This is a genomic window from Flavobacterium pectinovorum, assembly GCF_006438875.1.
Lineage (GTDB): Bacteria > Bacteroidota > Bacteroidia > Flavobacteriales > Flavobacteriaceae > Flavobacterium > Flavobacterium pectinovorum_A.
Genome location: NZ_RCZH01000024.1, coordinates 52,659 through 73,545, shown reverse-complemented (window position 1 = coordinate 73,545; position 20,887 = coordinate 52,659). Strand labels below are relative to the sequence as shown.

Below are 20,887 nucleotides of genomic sequence, written 5' to 3'. Positions count from 1 at the left end.
TTTTTAAAACATAAGCTAAATGAGGTATAAAAAAAGCATAATTATAATTATAGGTTTAGGAGTGGCCGTTTTTGTCTATTTTCTATATCCAAAAAGTAAATTTGAAGGGATTTTGACTAACGAGGTATATTTGTGTCCAAATGACAAAGAGATAAATTTTGTTTATGAAAAAGATGGTACCTCCAAAATATATAGCTTTAGGATTGGAGATACAGTTCCTAAGATATTAATAAAAAATGAAGGCTATAATTTATCTGAACCCAACTTTAGTGCTGATGGAAAAAGGATAATTTATCGCGCGTGGAAAAAAAATGATCCCGTTATTCATTTATTTGTTTGTAATTCAGATGGTACTAATTCAAATGAAATCTATAAAGGGAATTTACTATTTGATGCTAAATTCTCGCAATATGATGTTGACGAAATTAATTTTATAAGAGCTTCTGAATATTCAAATCACTCTCCAATTGCAACCCAACATCCTAATGGAATGGATTTGTACGGTTATAATCTAAAGAGTAAAACAATTAGAAAGCTTACAGACGGGAATTATTATGCTATAAATTCCTATGATTTTATTGATGACAGTAATTTTATTATCAATTGTGATTTAGTAGGTATTTTTAAATATACTGTTGGAAACTTAAAAAAAGAAGAATTAAATCTAAAAGATAAGATTGATTCTTCATCGATAGATCAGATTTATAGCAATAGAGTAAGTTATTCTAAAACGAAGGAAAAATATCTCATATCATCCAATTTTGAAGTGTACTTATGGGATGGGAAAGATTCAAAGCCAATCTCCATCTATACATCTCAACCTGGGATTCAGATCAAATCTACTTCATTTTTAAAAAATGAAAAGAAAGTATTTTTATCTGATAATATTGAAAATATTACAATTATAAACTATAAAGGTGAAGTTCTAAGGAAATTTAAAATTCCACATCCTGTTTTTTAACTATCTCCTAGTTCTGCTAAATTTCTTGCTGATGGCCTCAAAGGGTGGGTAGGGGGCTGGGCAGGTGCCAGAAATATTGACGAAGCGGGTACTGCAGTAGGAAAAGCCACCGCTCCCGCACGAATCCTTTCGTGTGGTTATGGGTTAATTAGAAACAATTAATTCTAGTAGAAATTATAAATTTTATAATTCCGAGGATTGTTTTTATCAGTTTAGTTGTTACGCCCACACGAAAGGACTCGTGCGGGAGCGGGGAAGAATATTTTTGATTATACTTATTATAGAATTGCAAAATTTTATTTTAAGAGAGATGGTTTAAGTGCTTTTACTGCATTATTAACAGTTTCTTTAATTTATGCATTTTTTTTGATGGATTTTTTTTTCTTGGGAAAAGATTTGTTTTTTTATACTGAGAAAGGAAATCAAGTATATCTTTTAGAAAAAATCGTTCTTTTATCGATTCTTTTTTTGATTTTTTTATACAATAAGAAAAGATACAAAGGGAAATACTTTCTTTTTCGCGAAAAGTGGAGTAAAGAATCAAACAAGGAAAAACAGATTAAAGGAGTTTTAGTGATATTATTTATAGTATCTCCTTTGCTGTTATTATTAGTTATCGCTAATGCTTTTGGAAGAACAAATTTTTAAGAATAAAATTTGTGTTCTGCCCTTCGCTGCACCTTTAAATTAAAATCATGAAATTATATTATTATTTTCTTTTTAGAATATATTGGTTTTTTAGAGATGTAGTTAAAGAAGGGCATAAAATGTCGTTATTTTCTACTTCAATAATGAGTATTATAATTTTGTATTTTACCTTATATGGTATTGTAGGATTTGTTTACTTTTTTAAAGCTCCCCCCTCCTTTAATTTGGGGATAAATTATAAATTTTGGATAGTATCATTTGCAGTTGTTTTATGGTTAGGGAATTATTATTCATTTATAAAACCACGAAATTTTTTGAGGCAAGATTTTAAAAAGGATAGGAAAGGTGGTTTGATCATCATTTTTGTTCTTTTGTTAATAGGAGTATTGTTTTTGATTGGAGCAAATAAAAACCGAGAGAAAATATTTCAACAAAAAAGAAAAGTTAGTATAGAAAATAATCAATGAAAAATTATGAAGAATATTAATAAAATCAGTTTTCCAGTTTTAGATATTTCGATAAATGAATGGAATATAGAAAATATAAGTGAAATAATATTCTATGATATCTATTTTCATAATAAATCTTATGAACTATTTGAAGAGTTAAGATTAAATCATAAGGTTATAGATAGTAAAGGGAATATTTTTAAGATCATTAAACTTCAAAATAGAGAGATAAGCTGGATTATTTTTTTTGTAAAATCTAAACAGGAAATGATATTTGAGTTATTAGAAGAAACAAGTGATTTAGATGATTTGAAAGATTTTATGTTAAATAAAATAAATAATCTTGAAGTAAATGAATATAAATTTAAGTGGATAGAAAAGATTAAAAAAGCTGAAAATTTTAGAGGATTAATAAGAGGTATGTAGCTAGATAGCTATATAAGTTCCCCGCTCCCGCACGAATCCTTTCGTGTGGCGCAAAGAGTATCGACAAAGTATAAAAAACAGAAAAACTTGCAGTGATGCGAATTTTTTATGTCTTATAATGAAAAGCAAATCTGCCCCGCTTTACGAAGTATTCATGATTACTAACGAAGTCTCCCGCCTTCGAACCCGCAAAGAAAAACGATAAAAAATAAAAGAAGAAGCCGTCTCAAAACAAAATTTGATACGGCTTCTTCCTTAAATAAGTCTTTAAAACAAAAGTGGCCGGAATTTCTTCCGACCACTCTAATCTTTCGACAGCCTCTGTCAATATTTGACTTTATTTATTACAATCCTGTAACAACAGCAGTTCCATCAAAATTGACAACTAATTTTGGTTTAGCTCCAGCAGTAATTACAAAGTTTTTCCCTGTACCACCATCACCAACAAAAAGTAAATCACCTACATTGAATGTCCATTCACCACCTGCTCCAGCTACTCCATTAATGAAGTTACCGGTATTTTTAGATCTGAATTTCATTTCTCCGGCAGTAATATCACTTCCTGCATATGCATATGTATTTGTTGCAAAATCATACCCCATTGCAGTTTCATCATTCCATCCACCAGCAGTAGCAGCACCAATAACACCCCATTTCATTTTTATAACTTTAACTTTCATTGCATCCATGTCAACACGTACATAATATAATCCTGCACCGTCAGCCTCAGCTATTTTAAGATCCTTACTAGATTTACTGTTATCACCATCATTGATCAAAGTAAACTCTTGTCCTCCTGAAATAGCAGCAACATCTCCATCGGTACCATAGTTACCATTAGCCCATGTTTTTCCGTCACCAGTGAATTTGAACCCGTCACCAACAGCAACTTTTACATAAGCTTCAAAAACTTTTGTATTAGTTTTAGGATTACCAATATATTTCATTGAAATACCATTTTTCTCATCCCAACCAGATTGACCATAATAAGCTTGTGGCGCACCAACTAAAAACAATTCAGGAGTATTAAAAATGATTTTTTCATATGCATTGATTTTCATTAATTGTGTTAATGAATATCCTATTACTTGAGATTTTTCAGCGATTGCTTTAACACGTACATCAAATTCAGCTAAAGTTCCAAACTTAACTTTAGCTTTCCCATTAGAAACCAAAGCAAGACTTAATCTGTTAACAGCTAAATTTAAATCTCCAAAAGTAAAATCTTTTGTAGTTGTTGATACACTTGCTGAAAATACATCTACCGCACTAGAAAAATCGCTTCCCGCAGGAGCAATCTGAATGTAATAGCTAACTGGTCCTTGATATTCTAACGCTGCTGCAGTCCATTTAAAAGTGCCTGCCGCAACATCTTCATTCACATCTTCTTGAGAAATATATTCAGCTGGTGCTGGCAAAGCGTCTAAAACTGGTACAGTTATTATTTTTTCTCCTGGGTACACATTGATACTTGGATCGTCATCACTACATGAAGTGAAAGCAAACGCTATAAGTCCTAATAATAAAAAGGTTAATTTTTTCATTTGATTTTATATTTTTAATTATTAATATCCTGGGTTTTGTGGCAATAAATTTTTGTTTGCATTAATGGCATTTTCCGGAATTGGAAACAATCTATGGTTAGGATCAGTATCTGTTTTCTCCCACCAGGTATTTTCATATTTACCGTTACGGATCAAATCCTGACGACGGTGTCCTTCCCACATCATTTCTCGACCTCTTTCTGCTAAAATATCATTCAATGTATATCCGCTTGTTTGGGTAATTCCAGCTCTTCCTTTGATTTCATTAACCAAAGCATCCCCTGCACCTGCACCATTTAACCAAACTAAAGCTTCTGCTTTCATTAACTTAACATCTGCCAATCGGAAAAGAGGAAAATCATTACTTAAATTTTCTTTTGCTCCTGCAGCAATTTCCCATTTTACCGGTCTTGCTCCTGCCATTCTAATTTGCTGTTGCGTATTAGTACCTAATGACATTTGAAGATTTGGAATATTAGCTGTAAAAACCAAGTTTGCATTTCCGGATTTAGGATCCAGAATATTATCTCCACCTTTTGTTTTTTGTTGACCTACAAGAATTCCTGCCAATCTTTTGTCACCAGCCGGGAATGAGTTGTAATGTGCTTCAAGAGTTGCAAATCCGTTCCATGGAGCTGTACTCATATTAAAAGTTTGTTGTGATAAATCGATCAAAGTACGCATATGAAGATTAAATCCTTTATAAGTATCCTGATCAAAAGGAATTGTATAAATATTCTCTTTAGAATTTTCATTTTGCGTTGCAAATGGCGCTAAAGGATTAGATTCTAATGAATATCCTAATGCCAATACTTTATCACAAGCTCCAATTGCTTTTTCCCACATTGCTGTACCTGTATATACTTTTGCATTCAAGTATAATTTAGCCAAAAGGGTATATGCCATACCTTGCGTGATATCGCTTCTTACAACACCATCATCACCTTGTTTTGGTAATAATGCTACATTATCTTCTACATCTTTAACAATAGCTGCAAAAACTTCTGCTCTTGGAGTCTTTTTAGGAAACTCGTCAGCACCTGTAAAAGTTCTTGGAAAAGCAACATCTCCAAAACTATCAATGGCTAAGTAGTAGTAATACGCTCTTGAAACTTTTACCTGAGCTAAAACTTTCGCTACCCTTGGATTTGTTGCCGCAGCAGGTGTCAATGTTTCGATAGCGTAATTAGCTTGTGGTACTGCAGAATAAATCATATTGTATAGATTTATTATTGCCTCTGTTTGAGGTCCCCAAGTATGTTTTGATAAAGCTCTCCATTTACCACCATCATCCCAGTCTGCTCCTCTTGTAGGGCAAACTGCTTCATCAGAACTTAACTCCTGAGCAAACCACCATCCGCCGCCATCAAGCATTCCTTGTGTCTTAGCAAAAACCGGAGTGGCAAGATTTAAAGCTTGTTCTGTTGTTTCAGGATATTGATCTCCTGTCAAATACTCACTATTTGTTGTATCCAGATCAGTACAAGAAAAAGCTAAGAAGCTTAAACCGAATACTGCTATTTTATTTTTTAGTTTCATGATTTTTGTATTAAAATGAAAGATTCAAACCAAATGTTAAAGTTCTTGTTTTAGGATAGTTGTTGTAATTATCTATACCAAAAAAGATTTCTTTATTGTCTTTTCCTCCAGAAAAATTAACCTCAGGATCTGCACCACCATAATTTGTCAATGTAAATACATTGTTCATAGAAGCATAAAAACGAAGTTTTGAAATTGCTTTAGCAAACGTTGGATTTACAAAAGTATATCCTAAGTTAATGTTGTCTAACTTTATGAAACTAGCATCTTCGATATAATAAGACAATGCGCTATAAGCTCCTTGAATACCGGCATCGTTTAGAATTAAAGCCTCATTATTTACGCTCCTTGTTCCAACCTGGTCAGGGTTACCAAAAACCTGGTTTGTCGCATTGTAAACATCATTACCAACAACAGCTCTAAATGACATACTCAAATCCCAGTTTTTGTATTTAAAATAATTGCTCCATCCCATTTCAAAATCCGGTAAAGCATTACCAATTACTTTTTTCTGATCATCAGAGTTAGCTACATCTTCTAAATAGTGAAGTTGATTATCATTTCCCTTTATTAACCATTTACCATTTGATACTCCCGCATATTCATAGCCATAAAAAGTACCCAATTTATATCCTGCCTGCATTCTTTGAGTTGGAACTCCAACCAAACCAGGTCCTGAAATATATCCTGTGTTAATGAAAGAATAGTTATAACGATCGTTTCCTAAAGCAACAACATCTTGTCTGTTTTGTGTATATACTACAGTAGTATTCCAGCTAAAATTATTGTTCTCAATTACTTTAACATTTAAAGTTGCTTCGAGACCTCTATTTTTCATTTCTCCACCATTAATAAATGTAGTGTTTGAGAAATTTGTTTCTGTTGGTACGTTAGTATTTGCAATCAACATATCTGTGATTTTTTTGCTGTAAAGCTCAACAGATCCAGTTACTCTGTTATTGAACAAACCAAAATCAACTCCAAAGTTAGTTTCTGTGTTTTTATCCCATTTTAAATCAGGATTAGCATTATGACTGTAACCATAAGCAACTAATCCACCTTGAATAGAAGGTCTAACAGCTAAATCTTTTGCATCAACCGGTAAATTACTGTTTCCGGAAATACCCCAGCTTCCTCTGAATTTTAATAAATTCAATGCACTTACATTGTCTTTAATAAAATTCTCATTAGCCATATTCCATGCAACTTGCACAGATGGGAAATAACCCCATTGATTATTGTCTCCAAAAATTGAAGAACCATCTCTACGAACCATTCCGGTTACGTAATATTTTGACATAAAATCGTAAGTAGCTCTTGCGAACATACCAATATCTTTACGTTCGTTTTTGTATGATGTTAAATTCCCTAAAACGATTGTCTCAAAATTCTGGAAGTTATTTGATCCCAAAGTATTAGAAGTAGAATTGTTTGCTTCCATAGCAAAACCGTCACTTTTAGTCGTTCTGTAAGAGTAACCTCCTAATAAGGTAACATTGTGAGATTCAGCAAATGTTGTTTTGTATGTTAAAGTAGCTTCAACCAAACCTTGCTCCCAGTTTGCATAAGATCTTTTTCCGTATCCTAAGTAAATTGGAGTTTCAGTAGTTCCAGTAAAAACATAGTTATAAGTAGGCTCGAAATACGTACTTTCACTATCATTTCTTAAATAACTGGTAGAAATTTTACCTGTTAATCCTTTTGCAAGTTCATAAGATATACCTAAGTTACCTGAAAGAAATTTAGCATCTCTATTATTTTGAATATTGTTAACTGACTGCATTGGATTGTAGTAGTTATTAGTCCCTGGCGCTTCAAATAAAGCTCCATCAGGTCTGTAAACAGGATCTGTTGGGAGCCTTTGAAAAGCCTGGTAAATTACCTGATCTTTTCCGTCAGTTCCATAATTTACATAGTCATTATGCTCAATAGTAGCAGAAATTCCCATGTCAATTGTCATTTTATTATCAAATGCTTTTTGAGTCAAGTTTAATCTACCAACAGTTCTCTTTTTTCCGGAGTTTCTAATAACACCTTCAAAATCACTGTTAGAGATAGATCCTCTATAATTTCCAGTATCACTTCCTCCGGAAACAGCTAAACTATTTACTTTAGTAAAACCGGTTCTGAAAATTTGATCCTGCCAATCCACATTTCCTCCATTATCTGTAAAATCGATACTTGGATGCGCTGCAATATATTCTCTATATCGGTCTGCAGATATTAGATTTTGTTCTTTAGCAACCTGATCTGTGGCGATCGAAGAGTTAAATTCGATTGTAGTTTTTCCTGATTTTCCTTTTTTAGTGGTAATAAATACAACACCATTTGCTCCATCGGCACCATAAATTGCAGTTGAAGCCGCATCTTTAAGAATGTCATAAGAAACAATATCGTCTGGAGAAATCGTTGTAGGGTCAACACCACGAATTCCGTCAACTACGTATAAAGGAGCACCTCCCGCAGCAAAACCTGCAGCACCACGAATACGAACATCAAAACCTTTGTTTGGGTCACCCCCTTGTTTTGTGATCGAAACACCCGCAGCTTTACCTTGTAGTCCCTGAATAGGATCTACCAAAGTTCCCTGATTCAGGTTCTCTGCAGAAACTTTAGATACTGCACCCGTTACATCCTTCTTTTTTGTAGAACCGTAACCTACCTGAACCACAACTTCTTTAAGTTCGTTCGAATCTTCCTGCAAGACCACATTTATAGCTTTTTGTCCATCATAAATCAGAGAGTACGTTTTGTATCCAATAAAAGAAACGACAACTTTGTCTCCTTTTTTAACATTAGATAACTGAAACTTACCATCGAAATCTGTAGAAGCACCACCTGGCGCGCCTTGTACACTTATATTTACTCCTGGAATTGGTTGTCCTGACTTTTCGACAACAGTTCCGCTTAAGGTACTTTGAGCGAGTACACTAAACGGCAACAACAGGAATAAAAATAACAACTTTTTGTAAATTGTTTTCATACTTTTTGTTTAAATTAGTTTGAGTTTTTGATTGTTAGTTAAGTTTTTAATTTTACTTCGAATTTCAAAATTAGGAATTTATTAACACGACCAACATTTGACAATTCTTATTGGTTTACGAAAACGTGGTAGTGTTGAAAACTTTCTATTTTTTGTAATCTTTTAAGTCAAAAATTGTCAATTATAAAAATATAAGATACCTTTATTAACAATTAGATTTTTTTCAAATAACCATTATGAAACGCAAAATAACCCTGAAACAGATTGCAAAAGAACTTGACGTATCTATTTCAACTGTCTCAAAGTCACTTAGAAACAGTCTGGAAATAGGAGAAGAAACACGTTTAAAAGTGCAAGCTTTTGCAAAGTTTTACAACTATAAGCCCAACAATATCGCCCTTAGTCTAAAAAATCGGAAAACCAAAAGTATTGGTATTATCATTCCGGAAATTGTACATTATTTTTTCTCTACAGTCATCAACGGAATCGAGCAGGTTGCTAATGAAAATGGCTATAGCGTTGTCATTTGTTTATCTGATGATTCATTCGATAAAGAAGTCTTAAATATGGAAATGCTAGCCAACGGAAGTATCGATGGCTTTATCATGTCTCTTTCTAAAGAAACCCAGTACAAAGGCGATTTTCATCATATTACCGAGGTCATAAATCAAGGAATGCCAGTTGTAATGTTCGACCGTGTGACTAATGATATTTTATGTGACAAAGTAATCATTGATGATAAAGCTGCCGCCTACGAAGCCGTTCAAAGCCTGATTGATAATGGCCGAAAAAAGATCGCTCTGGTAACAACCGTTGACTATGTAAGTGTTGGAAAATTAAGAACTGACGGTTACGAAAAAGCGCTTTTAGATAACGGATTACCATTCAATGAAGATTTAATCATTAAAATTGAAGACGTAGATACTTGCGAAATTACCATCAGTCAACTTTTACACGACAGAGCTTTTGATGCTGTTTTTGCTGTAAATGAGCTTTTTGCCGTAACAATTATCAAAACAGCAAGCAAAATGGGACTTAAAGTTCCCGAAGATCTTGCCGTAATCGCTTTTACGGACGGAATTATCTCTAAATATTCCACGCCAAGTATTACAACAGTAAGCCAGAGTGGTGAAAAAATGGGAAATAAAGCAGCCAAAATGCTGATCGAAAGACTCGAAGCGGAGCATGTCGATGACGATGAAGAAAACGAAAATTACACTACAGAAGTTATCGAAACGCATTTAATACAACGAGAATCTACTGACTAAAATTCTTAAAATCAATACATTCTAAGACCATAAATGTTATTTATGGTTTTTTTATGATTTGAATTAAAAAAATAATTAATACTTTTACGCCTGCTCAAAGCTTTTACTTTTACTTCGAACCATAAGTAAGTTTTGATAAGCAAAGCGCTTATCGTCTAATTAATTATTTAATTACGATAATGGAAAAGCGTAAATTAAGTTTCTGGGAAATTTGGAACATGAGTTTCGGTTTCTTGGGAATACAGTTTGGTTTTGCACTGCAAAACGCAAATACTTCAAGAATTTTTGAAACACTGGGCGCTAAAATTGACGAAATTCCAATTTTATGGATTGCTGCTCCCGTTTCAGGATTAATAATTCAACCCGTAATTGGTTATTTTAGCGATAGAACCTGGACTCGTTTAGGCAGACGTCGCCCCTATTTTTTAATTGGAGCCGTTTTATCTTCAATTGCATTATTCATCATGCCAAACTCTCCAACGTTATGGATTGCTGCAGGAACTTTGTGGATAATGGATGCGTCGATAAATGTTTCAATGGAACCTTTTCGTGCTTTTGTTGGGGATAATTTACCCGAAAAACAACGCACTTTAGGTTTTGCCATGCAAAGTTTCTTTATTGGAACCGGCGCCGTTGTTGGCTCGGTTTTACCTTATCTTTTTACAAATGTTTTTGGCGTAAGCAATACAGCTCCGGAAGGTATTATCCCTGATTCAGTAAAATGGTCGTTTTATATTGGCGGAATCGTTTTTCTTCTTTCTGTTTTATGGACTGTATTTAAAACTACTGAATATACTCCGGAAGAACTTCATGCATTTGAAGCTCAAAGCAAAAAAGACAAAGAAGATCTTATCCTAAATCCGGAATCAGAATCTAAAACTAATATTAAGAGACAATTGTCTATAGGGATATTATTGACCGTAATTGGCGCTTTAGTTTCTTTTTTGATTTTCGAAAATAGCCTTGCCAAAGAACTCTACATTCTATTTGTAGGTCTAATTTTCATGGGCGTTTTATTTATGTTAGCTTCACAATTAAGAAGTTCTAAAGTTCATAATGGCTTTACAATCATCATGACTGATTTATTGAATATGCCGGTCACAATGAAAAAACTGGCCTGGGTTCAGTTTTTCTCCTGGTTTGCGCTTTTCTCTATGTGGATTTATACTACGCAAGCCGTTACACAACACATTTTTGGCACAACAGATACAACTTCTAAAGTCTATAATGATGCTGCTGACTGGGTTTCGGTTTTGTTTACTGTTTATAACGGAGTCGCTGCTGCCGTAGCTTTCTTATTACCAATTATTGCAAAAAAAGTAGGCGTTAGAGCAACACATTTATTAGCCTTGTGCGCTGGAGGTGTTGGTTTAATTTCGATTTATTTTATTGGTGATAAACAAATGCTAATTCTTCCAATGTTGGGAGTTGGTATTGCGTGGGCAAGTATTTTATCGATGCCTTATGCCATGTTATCAGGTGCTTTACCTGCGGCCAAAATGGGGTATTATATGGGAGTTTTTAACTTTTTTGTAGTAATTCCACAAATTGTAGCCGCCACGATATTAGGTTTTGTAATCAAACAATTCTTTCACAATGAACCTATTTACGCCCTAATTATTGGAGGTGTATCCATGATATTCGCCGGATTATTAACCCTTAGAGTAAATAGCAGAACTAAAATTGAAATTCATGAATAATAAAAAAGCATTCATCTTCGATCTTGATGGAGTGATCGTTGATACCGCTAAATACCACTTTTTAGCCTGGCAAAAAATAGCTCAGGCATTAAATATAAATTTCACACACGAAAACAACGAATTACTTAAAGGGGTAAGCCGTGTGCGTTCGTTAGATATAATTCTTGAATTAGGAAATGTTCACGCTTCACAAGAAGACAAAAACAAATGGCTGATTCAAAAAAATGAAGATTATTTATCTTATTTAGTTGACATGGACGAAAGCGAGATTCTTCCGGGTGTACTTAAAACGCTGCAACTATTAAAAGAAAAAAATCAAGGAATTGCGTTGGGTTCAGCGAGTAAAAATGCCCGACCAATCCTTGAAAAAACAGGAATCCTTTCGTATTTTGATGTTATTGTTGACGGAAATGACGTTACCAATGCCAAACCGGATCCGGAAGTTTTCTTAAAAGCGGCTCAATTACTAAAAATTGATCCAAAAGACTCAATCGTATTTGAAGATTCAGTTGCCGGAATCCAAGCGGCAAACACAGGAGAAATGGTAAGTGTAGGAATTGGTGAGGAAACAATTTTACATGAAGCTGATTATATTTTTAAAGATTTCACAGAAATAGACACAGCGTTTATTGAGAAACTTATCAATTAGATAATGTGCCAATTAGAAAATGAGATAATGTTTCAAATTGGAATTATCTAATTGGGCTAATTTAAAAATATAAATCATCTAATTAAAAAAGTAAAATAGTAAAACAACGAGCAATTAAAAGGATAGAATCAAATTAGAAATAACCCAAAACAAATAATTATCTAATTATCAAATTGGCACATTATCTAATTGACGCATTATCTAATGGAAGAATTGCCACATTATCTAATTAAAGAAAATGAATCAAGATTATATAAAACCAGATAATTGGTCCATCATAGAAGAAGGATTTGATGCTGAAAGAGTAAAATCGTCTGAAAGTCTTTTTAGTATCGGAAACGGTGCGATGGGACAACGTGCGAATTTTGAAGAAACCTATTCTGGTGAAACTTTTCAAGGAAGTTACATTGCAGGGATTTATTATCCGGATAAAACAAAAGTAGGCTGGTGGAAAAACGGATATCCAAAATATTTTGCGAAAGTATTAAATGCTCCAAACTGGATTGGAATTGACGTAGAAATCAACGAAGAAAACTTAGACTTAAACACTTGTACCGAAGTTAAAAACTTCCGCAGGGAATTGAATATGAAAGAAGGTTGGTACAATCGTTCTTTTGAAGCGACGCTGAAAAACGGAACTGAAATTGCCGTAAACATCCGTCGTTTTCTTTCCTTGGATTTGGATGAAGTTGGAATTATCAAGTACGAAATTACGCCTTTAAACAAAGACGCTAAAATTGTTTACAAACCTTATATCGATGCCGGAGTAACGAATGAAGATGCCAACTGGGAAGAAAAATTCTGGGAACCTCTTGAAGTAAAAAAATCAAATAGTGACGCTTTTGTAACTGCCCAAACTTTTAAAACGCATTTTAAAGTTACGACCTTCATGCACAATACGATTTTTGCAAACGACGAAAATGTAAATATTTCGCCTTCAACAATCGATTCAACATCAGATAAAGTTCAGTTTACTTACGGAACTATTATCGCGAAAGGGCAAACCTCATCAATTCAAAAAATTGGTGGATATACTGTTTCTTTAAACCACGATAATACTTTGGCTGCAGCCGAAAAATGTATTAAAGCTGCCGTTAATTTAGGATATGATAAATTATTACAAAATCAAATTGAAGCTTGGCGAAAAATCTGGGAAATGTCAGATATTACAATCGATGGCGATGTAAAAGCACAACAAGGAATCCGTTTTAATATTTTTCAATTAAACCAAACTTACTTGGGAAAAGATTCTCGTTTGAATATTGGACCTAAAGGTTTTACTGGAGAAAAATATGGCGGATCTACTTATTGGGATACAGAGGCTTATTGTATTCCGTTTTATATGGCGACAAAAGATCAGCAAGTTGCGAGAAACTTATTGACATACCGTTTCAATCAATTAGACAAAGCAATTGAAAATGCCAAAGACAATTTAGGCTTCAAAAATGGCGCAGCCCTTTATCCAATGGTCACCATGAATGGTGAAGAATGCCACAACGAATGGGAAATCACACACGAAGAAATCCACAGAAATGGTGCGATTGCTTTTGCGATTTATAACTATTACCGTTTCACCGGAGATTACTCTTATATTCCTGAAAAAGGATTAGAAGTTTTAATTGGTATTGCACGTTTCTGGCACCAAAGAGCTTCTTTTTCTAAGGACAAAAATCAATACGTTATTCTTGGCGTTACAGGTCCAAACGAATACGAGAATAATATCAACAATAATTTCTATACCAATTATATTGCAAAATGGTGTATTGATTATGCATCTGAACAAATTAAAAAAGTTGCAACTGAGTATCCTTCAGATCACAAACGCATTCTGGAAAAAGTAAATCTTTCAGCTGCAGAAATTCAGGAATGGAAAAAAGTAGCTGACGATATGTATTTCCCAACTTCTAAGGAATTAGGGATTTATTTACAGCAAGATGGTTTCCTAGACAAAGATTTAGTTCCTGTAAAAGACCTTGACAAATCACAAAGACCAATCAATCAAAAATGGTCTTGGGATCGTGTTTTACGTTCGCCTTACATCAAGCAAGCCGATGTTTTGCAGTGTTTTTATTTCTTCGAAGATCATTTTTCTAAGGAAGAATTAAAACGTAATTTCGAATTTTACGAGTCGTTTACCGTTCATGAAAGTTCGCTTTCGCCTTGCGTACACTCGATTCAGGCTGCACATTTAGACAAAATGGATATGGCTTATACCTTCTATTTAAGAACTTCTCGTCTTGATCTTGACGATTATAATAAAGAAGTTGAAGAAGGTTGTCACATCACGTCAATGGCGGGAACATGGATGAGTATTGTAGAAGGTTTTGGCGGAATGCGTGTTAAAAATGATCAGCTTCATTTTTCTCCAAAAATCCCAAAAGAATGGAAAGGATATTCTTTTAAAATTAATTTCAGAAATCAAATTTTAAAAGTGTCTGTAAATCACAATGAAACTAATTTTACTGTAGATGGAGATCAAGATTTAACAATTGTCGTTAACGGAAATCCTGTAATCGCAAGTAAATTTGTACAAATAAATTAAATTACCCTTAAAACTAAAAAACATGAAAAACTTATTTTTCGCAAGTTTAATCTTGTTTGCCTTTAGCTCTATCGCAAAAGCGCAACAATTAAAATCACCCGAAGGCAAGTTCGTAATGGAATTTTCGCTTCAAAATGACGGAACTCCAACTTACAATTTAAAATACAAAAATAAAGAAGTTGTAAAAACCAGTAAATTAGGCCTTGAACTTAAAGATGATAAAAAATCTTTGTTGAATGATTTTACGGTTGTTGATACAAAAACTTCGACTTTTGATGAGACTTGGAAACCGGTTTGGGGAGAAGTAGACAACATTAGAAATCATTATAATGAATTGGCTGTTACTTTAAACCAAAAAGGAACTGACAGACAAATCATAATTCGTTTTCGTTTATTTGATGACGGTTTAGGATTTAGATATGAATTCCCGGCTCAAAAGAATCTTACCTATTTCGTAATCAAAGAAGAAAGAACTCAGTTTGCCATGGCGGGCGATCACACGGCATTTTGGATTCCGGGAGATTACGATACTCAGGAATACGATTATACAAAATCTAAATTATCTGAAATTAGAGGTTTATCTGAGAAAGCATATACAGCAAATGTTTCGCAAAAAAACTTTTCACCAACAGGAGTTCAGACTTCTTTGATGTTAAAAACAAACGATGGAATTTACATCAACTTGCACGAAGCTGCTTTGATCAATTATTCTTGTATGCACTTGAATCTTGATGATAAAAACATGATCTTCGAATCTTGGTTAACGCCGGATGCAAAAGGTGATAAAGGATACATGCAAGCACCAAGCCACTCGCCTTGGAGAACGATTATGGTAAGCGATAATGCTACAGAAATCTTGTCTTCTAAAATGACATTAAACTTAAACGATCCGTCAAAAATTGATGATACTTCTTGGATTAAACCAGTAAAATACGTTGGTGTTTGGTGGGAAATGATTACAGGAAAAAGCTCTTGGTCATACACAAATGATTTTCCAACGGTACAATTGGGAGTTTCTGATTTCTCTAAAGCTAAACCAAGCGGAACGCACGGAGCAAACAATGCTAACGTAAAAAAATACATTGATTTTGCTGCTGCAAATGGTTTCGATGCTGTTTTGGTTGAAGGTTGGAACGAAGGTTGGGAAGATTGGTTTGGACATTCAAAAGATTATGTTTTTGATTTCGTAACGCCTTATCCTGATTTTGATGTAAAAGGTTTGCACGAATATGCAAAATCTAAAGGAATCAAAATTATCATGCACCATGAAACTTCAGGTTCTGTTCGTAACTATGAGCGCCACATGGACAAAGCATACCAATTCATGAAAGACAATGGATATGATGCTGTAAAAAGCGGATACGTTGGAGATATTTTGCCTCGCGGCGAAAATCATTACGATCAATGGATTGTAAATCATTATCAATATGCAATTGAAAAAGCGGCTGATTATAAAATTATGGTGAATGCTCACGAAGCAGTTCGCCCAACCGGAATTTGCAGAACATACCCTAACTTAATTGGAAACGAAGCAGCAAGAGGAACAGAATACCAAGCTTTTGGAGGTTCTAAACCAAATCACGTAACTGTTTTGCCATTTACACGTTTAATTGGCGGACCAATGGATTACACGCCTGGAATCTTCGAAATGGACATCAGTAAAATGAATCCTGACAATAAATCTCACGTAAACAGTACAATCTGTAATCAATTGGCATTATACGTGACAATGTACAGCCCGTTGCAAATGGCGGCTGATACTCCTGAGAATTACAACCGTTTTCCAGATGCATTCCAATTTATTAAAGATGTGGCTGTAGATTGGTCAGAAAGCAAATATATCGAGGCTGAGCCAGGTGATTTTATTACTGTTGCCCGTAAAGCAAAAGGAACTAACAATTGGTTTATTGGAAACGTAAACGGAGAAACACCTCGTACCTCAAACATTGATTTCAGTTTCCTTGAAAAAGGCAAAAAATACACGGCTACAATTTATGCTGATGCAAAAGATGCGCATTACAAAACAAATCCGCAAGCTTATACGATCAAGAAAGTTGCTGTAACAAACAAATCAAAATTATCGCAGTTATCTGCTCCGGGCGGAGGTTATGCAATCAGCATAATCGAAACTAAATAATTTTTTTAAAGACAAGTAATTTTCCCCAGAATTACTTGTCTTTTTTTTTAAGATTTAAAATAATACCTAACAGGTCTTCGAGACCTGTTAGGAAACCTCACAATATCCTAACAGGTTTTTTAAACCTGTTAGGTATTTAATACACATTAGATTATGAACACCAAAAAAACAACAATCCAAACAACCCATTTTCTCTATAAAATAATCCTGTTTGTTTTATTATTTTCCGCTTCCGCGAAAGCGCAAATCCAGAAAGTAGAACCTCCATTCTGGTATGCAGGAATGAAAAATCCGGAATTACAGATTATGTTCTACGGAAAAAAAATTGCACAATATGAAGCTTCGGTTTCAAACAATGTCGTGATTAAAAATGTAGAGAAAACAGAAAATCCAAACTACCTTTTTGTTACAATTGACACACAAAATCTAAAAGCTTCTGAATTGGTTTTCTCTTTCAAGACCAAAAACAAAGTCGCTTTTACACAAAAATATTCTCTTAAAGAAAGAAGAGCAAATTCGGCAGACAGAAAAAGTTACGATTCATCGGATATGATTTACTTAATCATGCCGGATCGTTTCGCTAACGGAAATCCGAAAAACGACAGTGATGCAGCTTTAACCGAAAAAGGAAACCGTCAGGATCCAAGCGGACGTCACGGCGGAGATATCGAAGGAATTATCAAAAACTTAGATTACATTTCGTCTTTAGGAGCAACTACAATTTGGAGCACACCTTTATGCGAAGACAACGACAAACAACATTCGTATCATACTTACGGACAATCTGATGTTTACAAAATAGATCCGCGTTACGGAACCAATGATGATTATGCTCGTCTTTCTGCAGAAATGCACAAAAAAGACATGAAATTAGTTATGGATTATGTGACCAATCATTGGGGAATTACGCACTGGATGATGAGTGATATCCCGACCAAAACATGGTTCAATCAATTCGAAAACTTCACACAAACACATCATCGTCGTGAAGTAATTACAGATATTCACGCCTCAAAATTAGATCAGGAAATTTGTATTGATGGCTGGTTTGTTCCTTCTATGCCAGATTTGAATTTGAAAAATCCTCTAGTTGCAAAATACTTAACTCAAAACGCAATCTGGTGGATAGAATTTGCCAATCTTGATGGATTTAGAGTTGATACTTATAATTATTCGGATCCAACGGCAATGTCAAATTGGGCAAAATCAATTACCAATGAATACCCGAATTTTAATATTGTGGGTGAAATCTGGATGCACAATCAGGCGAATTTAGCCTACTGGCAAAAAGACAGTAAAGTTGGTGCAATCGAAAACTACAATTCGAATTTACCAAGTGTAATGGATTTTACGCTGCAAGACCAAATTGGTTCTGCTTTTTATGAAAGTGAAGCAACTTGGGATAACGGAATGATTAAATTCTACAACAATTTTGCGTTGGATTATTTATATCCAAACCCAAACAGCATTTTGGTTTTTGCCGAAAATCACGATACAGATCGCATTAATCATACTTATAAATACGATTTTACGAAATACAAATTGGCAATGACTTTATTGGCAACCGTTCGTGGAATTCCGCAATTGTATTATGGTTCAGAGATTGGAATGGGCGGTGACAAAGGCAAAGGTGATGCTGATATTCGTCAGGATTTCCCTGGTGGATGGAATGGCGACAAAAACAACGCTTTAACCGCAGCAGGAAGAACCGCTGAACAAGCCAAATATTTCGATTTTACTTCAAAATTATTCAACTGGAGAAAATCAAATGAAGCCGTTCATTTCGGAAAAATGACACATTATATTCCGGAAAACAACACTTATGTTTATTTCAGATATACAGATGCTAAAACCGTAATGGTGGTTTTCAATAACAACGCAAAAGAACAAGTTATTAAAACCAATCGTTTTAAAGAAAACATCAAAAATTTTAAATCCGGAAAAGATATTCTTACCGGAAAAACATTCGATTTAGCTACTGAAATTACTTTAGAACCAAAATCGGCTGTGGTTTTAGAATTGGAATAAATATTTTTTTTAAACACATAGAAACATAGATTTTTGGAACGTTGAAAAAAGGCGTTTCACTTGCATTAACACATCCCGAAGCTTCGGGACTATGTGAAAATGACGAGTCATTTGTTATAATCTTTTCAGGAGAATCAAATCTATGTTTCTATGTGTTTAAATATAGGCAACTATTTCCGCCACGAATTCACGAATTATTATCATCAAAGATTGTCAAAAAATAATTCGTGAATTCGTGGCGATTTTTTTTTTATTAGTCAAATTATAAATGCTTGTTAAATTTAAAATAAATGAAAAAATACACTTTCCTTTCTTTATCTTTAGTATTCTTAATCATGAGTTGTTCTGGCTCAAAATCAGTATCAATGAATCACGAAAATACTTCGAAAACACCTTTCGTTTGGGAAGGAGCAAATGTTTACTTTTTACTTACCGATCGTTTTTATAACGGAGATACTTCTAACGATTTAAACTTCAACAGAACTAAAACTCCCGGAAAATTGCGTGGTTTTGAAGGCGGTGATATCATTGGAATTACGAAAAAAATTGAATCCGGGTATTTTGATAGATTAGGTATAAACGTTATTTGGCTTACGCCGATTGTAGAACAAATTCACGACGGCGTTGACGAAGGAACAGGTCTCAGTTATGGTTTTCACGGTTATTGGGCAAGAGACTGGACAGCTTTAGATCCAAACTTTGGAACTAAGGAAGATCTTGCCAATCTAGTCAAAAAAGCACACGAAAAAGGCATCCGAATTATGTTGGACGGCGTTATTAATCATACTGGTCCAGTAACTCCCGAAGATCCTGTTTGGCCTTCAGACTGGGTTCGAACCGGCGTTGTCTGCGATTATAAATCATTCGAAAATACAACGATGTGTACTTTGGTAGATAATCTTCCGGATGTAAGAACAGAAAGTATTCAGGAAGTAGAATTACCGCCTTTTTTAATCGAAAAATGGAAAAAAGAAGGTCGTTATGAAAAAGAAATTGCTTCACTAGATGAATTTTTCAAAAGAACAAATTATCCAAGAACTCCAAAATATTACATTATAAAATGGCTAACGGATTATATTACAGAATTTGGGGTTGATGGTTATCGCGGAGATACTGTAAAACATACCGAAGAAAGCGTTTGGGCCGATTTTAAAAAAGAATGTGATTATGCTTTTGAAACCTGGAAGAAGCATCATCCGCTACAAGTTTTAGATCAAAACCCTTTTTATACAATTGCCGAAGTTTACGGTTATGGAATTAGTGGTGGACAAGATTATGATTTTGGAGATCGAAAAGTAAACTACTTTCAGAATGGTTTTAACAGCATGATTAATTTTGAATTTAAATGGAATGCTGCTCAAAACAATTACGAAGGTTTGTTTTCGAAATATTCGAACGCTTTACATAATGAATTAAAAGGCTATTCTGTTCTTAATTATATGTCATCACACGACGATGGTCAGCCTTTTGATGCCAATAGAGTGAAAGGTATCGAAGCCGGAACCAAACTATTGCTTTCACCTGGAATCTCGCAAGTGTATTATGGTGATGAATCGAATCGTTCTTTAGTAGTTGAAGGAACACAAGGTGATGCAACGCTCCGTTCGAACATGAATTGGGACGATATTCAAAACAATTCTGAAACTAAAAATACCCTTTTACACTGGCAGAAATTAGGTCAGTTTAGAAGAAATCATCCTGCGGTTGGTGCTGGAATTCATTCGCAAATTAGCAGTGAACCTTATGTTTTTTCGAGAACATTTACCAAAGAAACTTTTACTGATAAAGTTATTATTGGTCTTGATTTACCAAAAGGCAGAAAAGAACTTTCTGTAAATTCAATTTTTCAAAACGGAACAAAATTAAGAGATACTTATTCTAATCAGGAAGTTGAAGTTATAGATGGGAAAGTTTCTATTGATAGTGATTTCAATTTTGTTCTATTGGAAAAAATATAAAAATTTAACCGCAAAGCCCGCAAGTTTTTTTATCTGGTAATATCTTAGTAAACAC

13 protein-coding genes are annotated in these 20,887 nt (G+C 34.2%); 10 read left to right on the top strand and 3 right to left on the bottom strand.

The genetic code is table 11. From position 1 onward, the window contains the following. Positions 1 to 19: 19 nt before the first annotated feature. The 3 genes from EAH81_RS25100 (at position 20) to EAH81_RS25090 (ending at position 2,484) form a co-directional block, all read left to right on the top strand. The gene (locus EAH81_RS25100) at positions 20 to 961 is read left to right on the top strand and encodes a TolB family protein (RefSeq protein ID WP_140511733.1); all 942 of its coding nucleotides are present in this window, start codon (positions 20 to 22) and stop codon (positions 959 to 961) included. Between the two features lie 695 nt (positions 962 to 1,656). Then, positions 1,657 to 2,076 carry a hypothetical protein gene (locus EAH81_RS25095; RefSeq protein ID WP_140511732.1) on the top strand — a complete coding sequence of 140 codons (420 nt, stop codon included), beginning with the start codon at positions 1,657 to 1,659 and terminating at the stop codon, positions 2,074 to 2,076. 6 nt (positions 2,077 to 2,082) lie between these two features. After that, on the top strand, positions 2,083 to 2,484 hold the full coding sequence (locus EAH81_RS25090; protein WP_140511731.1) for a hypothetical protein: 402 nt from the start codon (positions 2,083 to 2,085) through the stop codon (positions 2,482 to 2,484). Positions 2,485 to 2,828: 344 nt separating this feature from the next. Here EAH81_RS25090 and EAH81_RS25085 read toward each other — a convergent pair whose 3' ends face one another. From EAH81_RS25085 to EAH81_RS25075, 3 genes are read right to left on the bottom strand one after another with little or no spacing between them, the layout of a single operon-like run. After that, positions 2,829 to 4,028, bottom strand: coding sequence for a SusE domain-containing protein (locus tag EAH81_RS25085; RefSeq protein ID WP_140511730.1), 1,200 nt, complete (start codon positions 4,026 to 4,028; stop codon positions 2,829 to 2,831). Positions 4,029 to 4,049: 21 nt separating this feature from the next. After that, positions 4,050 to 5,567 carry a RagB/SusD family nutrient uptake outer membrane protein gene (locus EAH81_RS25080; RefSeq protein WP_140511729.1) on the bottom strand — a complete coding sequence of 506 codons (1,518 nt, stop codon included), beginning with the start codon at positions 5,565 to 5,567 and terminating at the stop codon, positions 4,050 to 4,052. A gap of 10 nt (positions 5,568 to 5,577) precedes the next feature. Next, positions 5,578 to 8,550: a SusC/RagA family TonB-linked outer membrane protein gene (locus tag EAH81_RS25075; RefSeq protein ID WP_140511728.1), complete on the bottom strand. Its 2,973-nt coding sequence runs from the start codon at positions 8,548 to 8,550 to the stop codon at positions 5,578 to 5,580. Positions 8,551 to 8,786: 236 nt separating this feature from the next. On the opposite strand from EAH81_RS25075, the gene EAH81_RS25070 reads away from it, so the two are divergent. The 7 genes from EAH81_RS25070 (at position 8,787) to EAH81_RS25040 (ending at position 20,832) form a co-directional block, all read left to right on the top strand. Further along, positions 8,787 to 9,818, top strand: coding sequence for a LacI family DNA-binding transcriptional regulator (locus EAH81_RS25070; protein WP_140511727.1), 1,032 nt, complete (start codon positions 8,787 to 8,789; stop codon positions 9,816 to 9,818). A gap of 179 nt (positions 9,819 to 9,997) precedes the next feature. After that, a complete protein-coding gene (locus EAH81_RS25065; RefSeq protein ID WP_140511726.1) occupies positions 9,998 to 11,518 on the top strand; it encodes an MFS transporter in 1,521 nt (506 codons plus the stop codon). Next, complete coding sequence (pgmB, locus tag EAH81_RS25060; protein WP_140511725.1) at positions 11,511 to 12,167, top strand: beta-phosphoglucomutase; 657 nt, start codon at positions 11,511 to 11,513, stop codon at positions 12,165 to 12,167. The genes EAH81_RS25065 and pgmB overlap by 8 nt, the downstream gene beginning before the upstream one ends. A gap of 238 nt (positions 12,168 to 12,405) precedes the next feature. Then, positions 12,406 to 14,709 carry a glycoside hydrolase family 65 protein gene (locus EAH81_RS25055; RefSeq protein WP_140511724.1) on the top strand — a complete coding sequence of 768 codons (2,304 nt, stop codon included), beginning with the start codon at positions 12,406 to 12,408 and terminating at the stop codon, positions 14,707 to 14,709. A 22-nt stretch (positions 14,710 to 14,731) separates the two neighbouring features. Continuing rightward, the gene (locus tag EAH81_RS25050) at positions 14,732 to 16,846 is read left to right on the top strand and encodes a glycoside hydrolase family 97 protein (RefSeq protein ID WP_140511723.1); all 2,115 of its coding nucleotides are present in this window, start codon (positions 14,732 to 14,734) and stop codon (positions 16,844 to 16,846) included. A gap of 153 nt (positions 16,847 to 16,999) precedes the next feature. Further along, positions 17,000 to 18,874: a glycoside hydrolase family 13 protein gene (locus EAH81_RS25045; protein ID WP_140511722.1), complete on the top strand. Its 1,875-nt coding sequence runs from the start codon at positions 17,000 to 17,002 to the stop codon at positions 18,872 to 18,874. A 290-nt stretch (positions 18,875 to 19,164) separates the two neighbouring features. Continuing rightward, the gene (locus tag EAH81_RS25040; RefSeq protein ID WP_140511721.1) at positions 19,165 to 20,832 is read left to right on the top strand and encodes an alpha-amylase family glycosyl hydrolase; all 1,668 of its coding nucleotides are present in this window, start codon (positions 19,165 to 19,167) and stop codon (positions 20,830 to 20,832) included. The last annotated feature ends 55 nt before the right edge of the window (positions 20,833 to 20,887 follow it).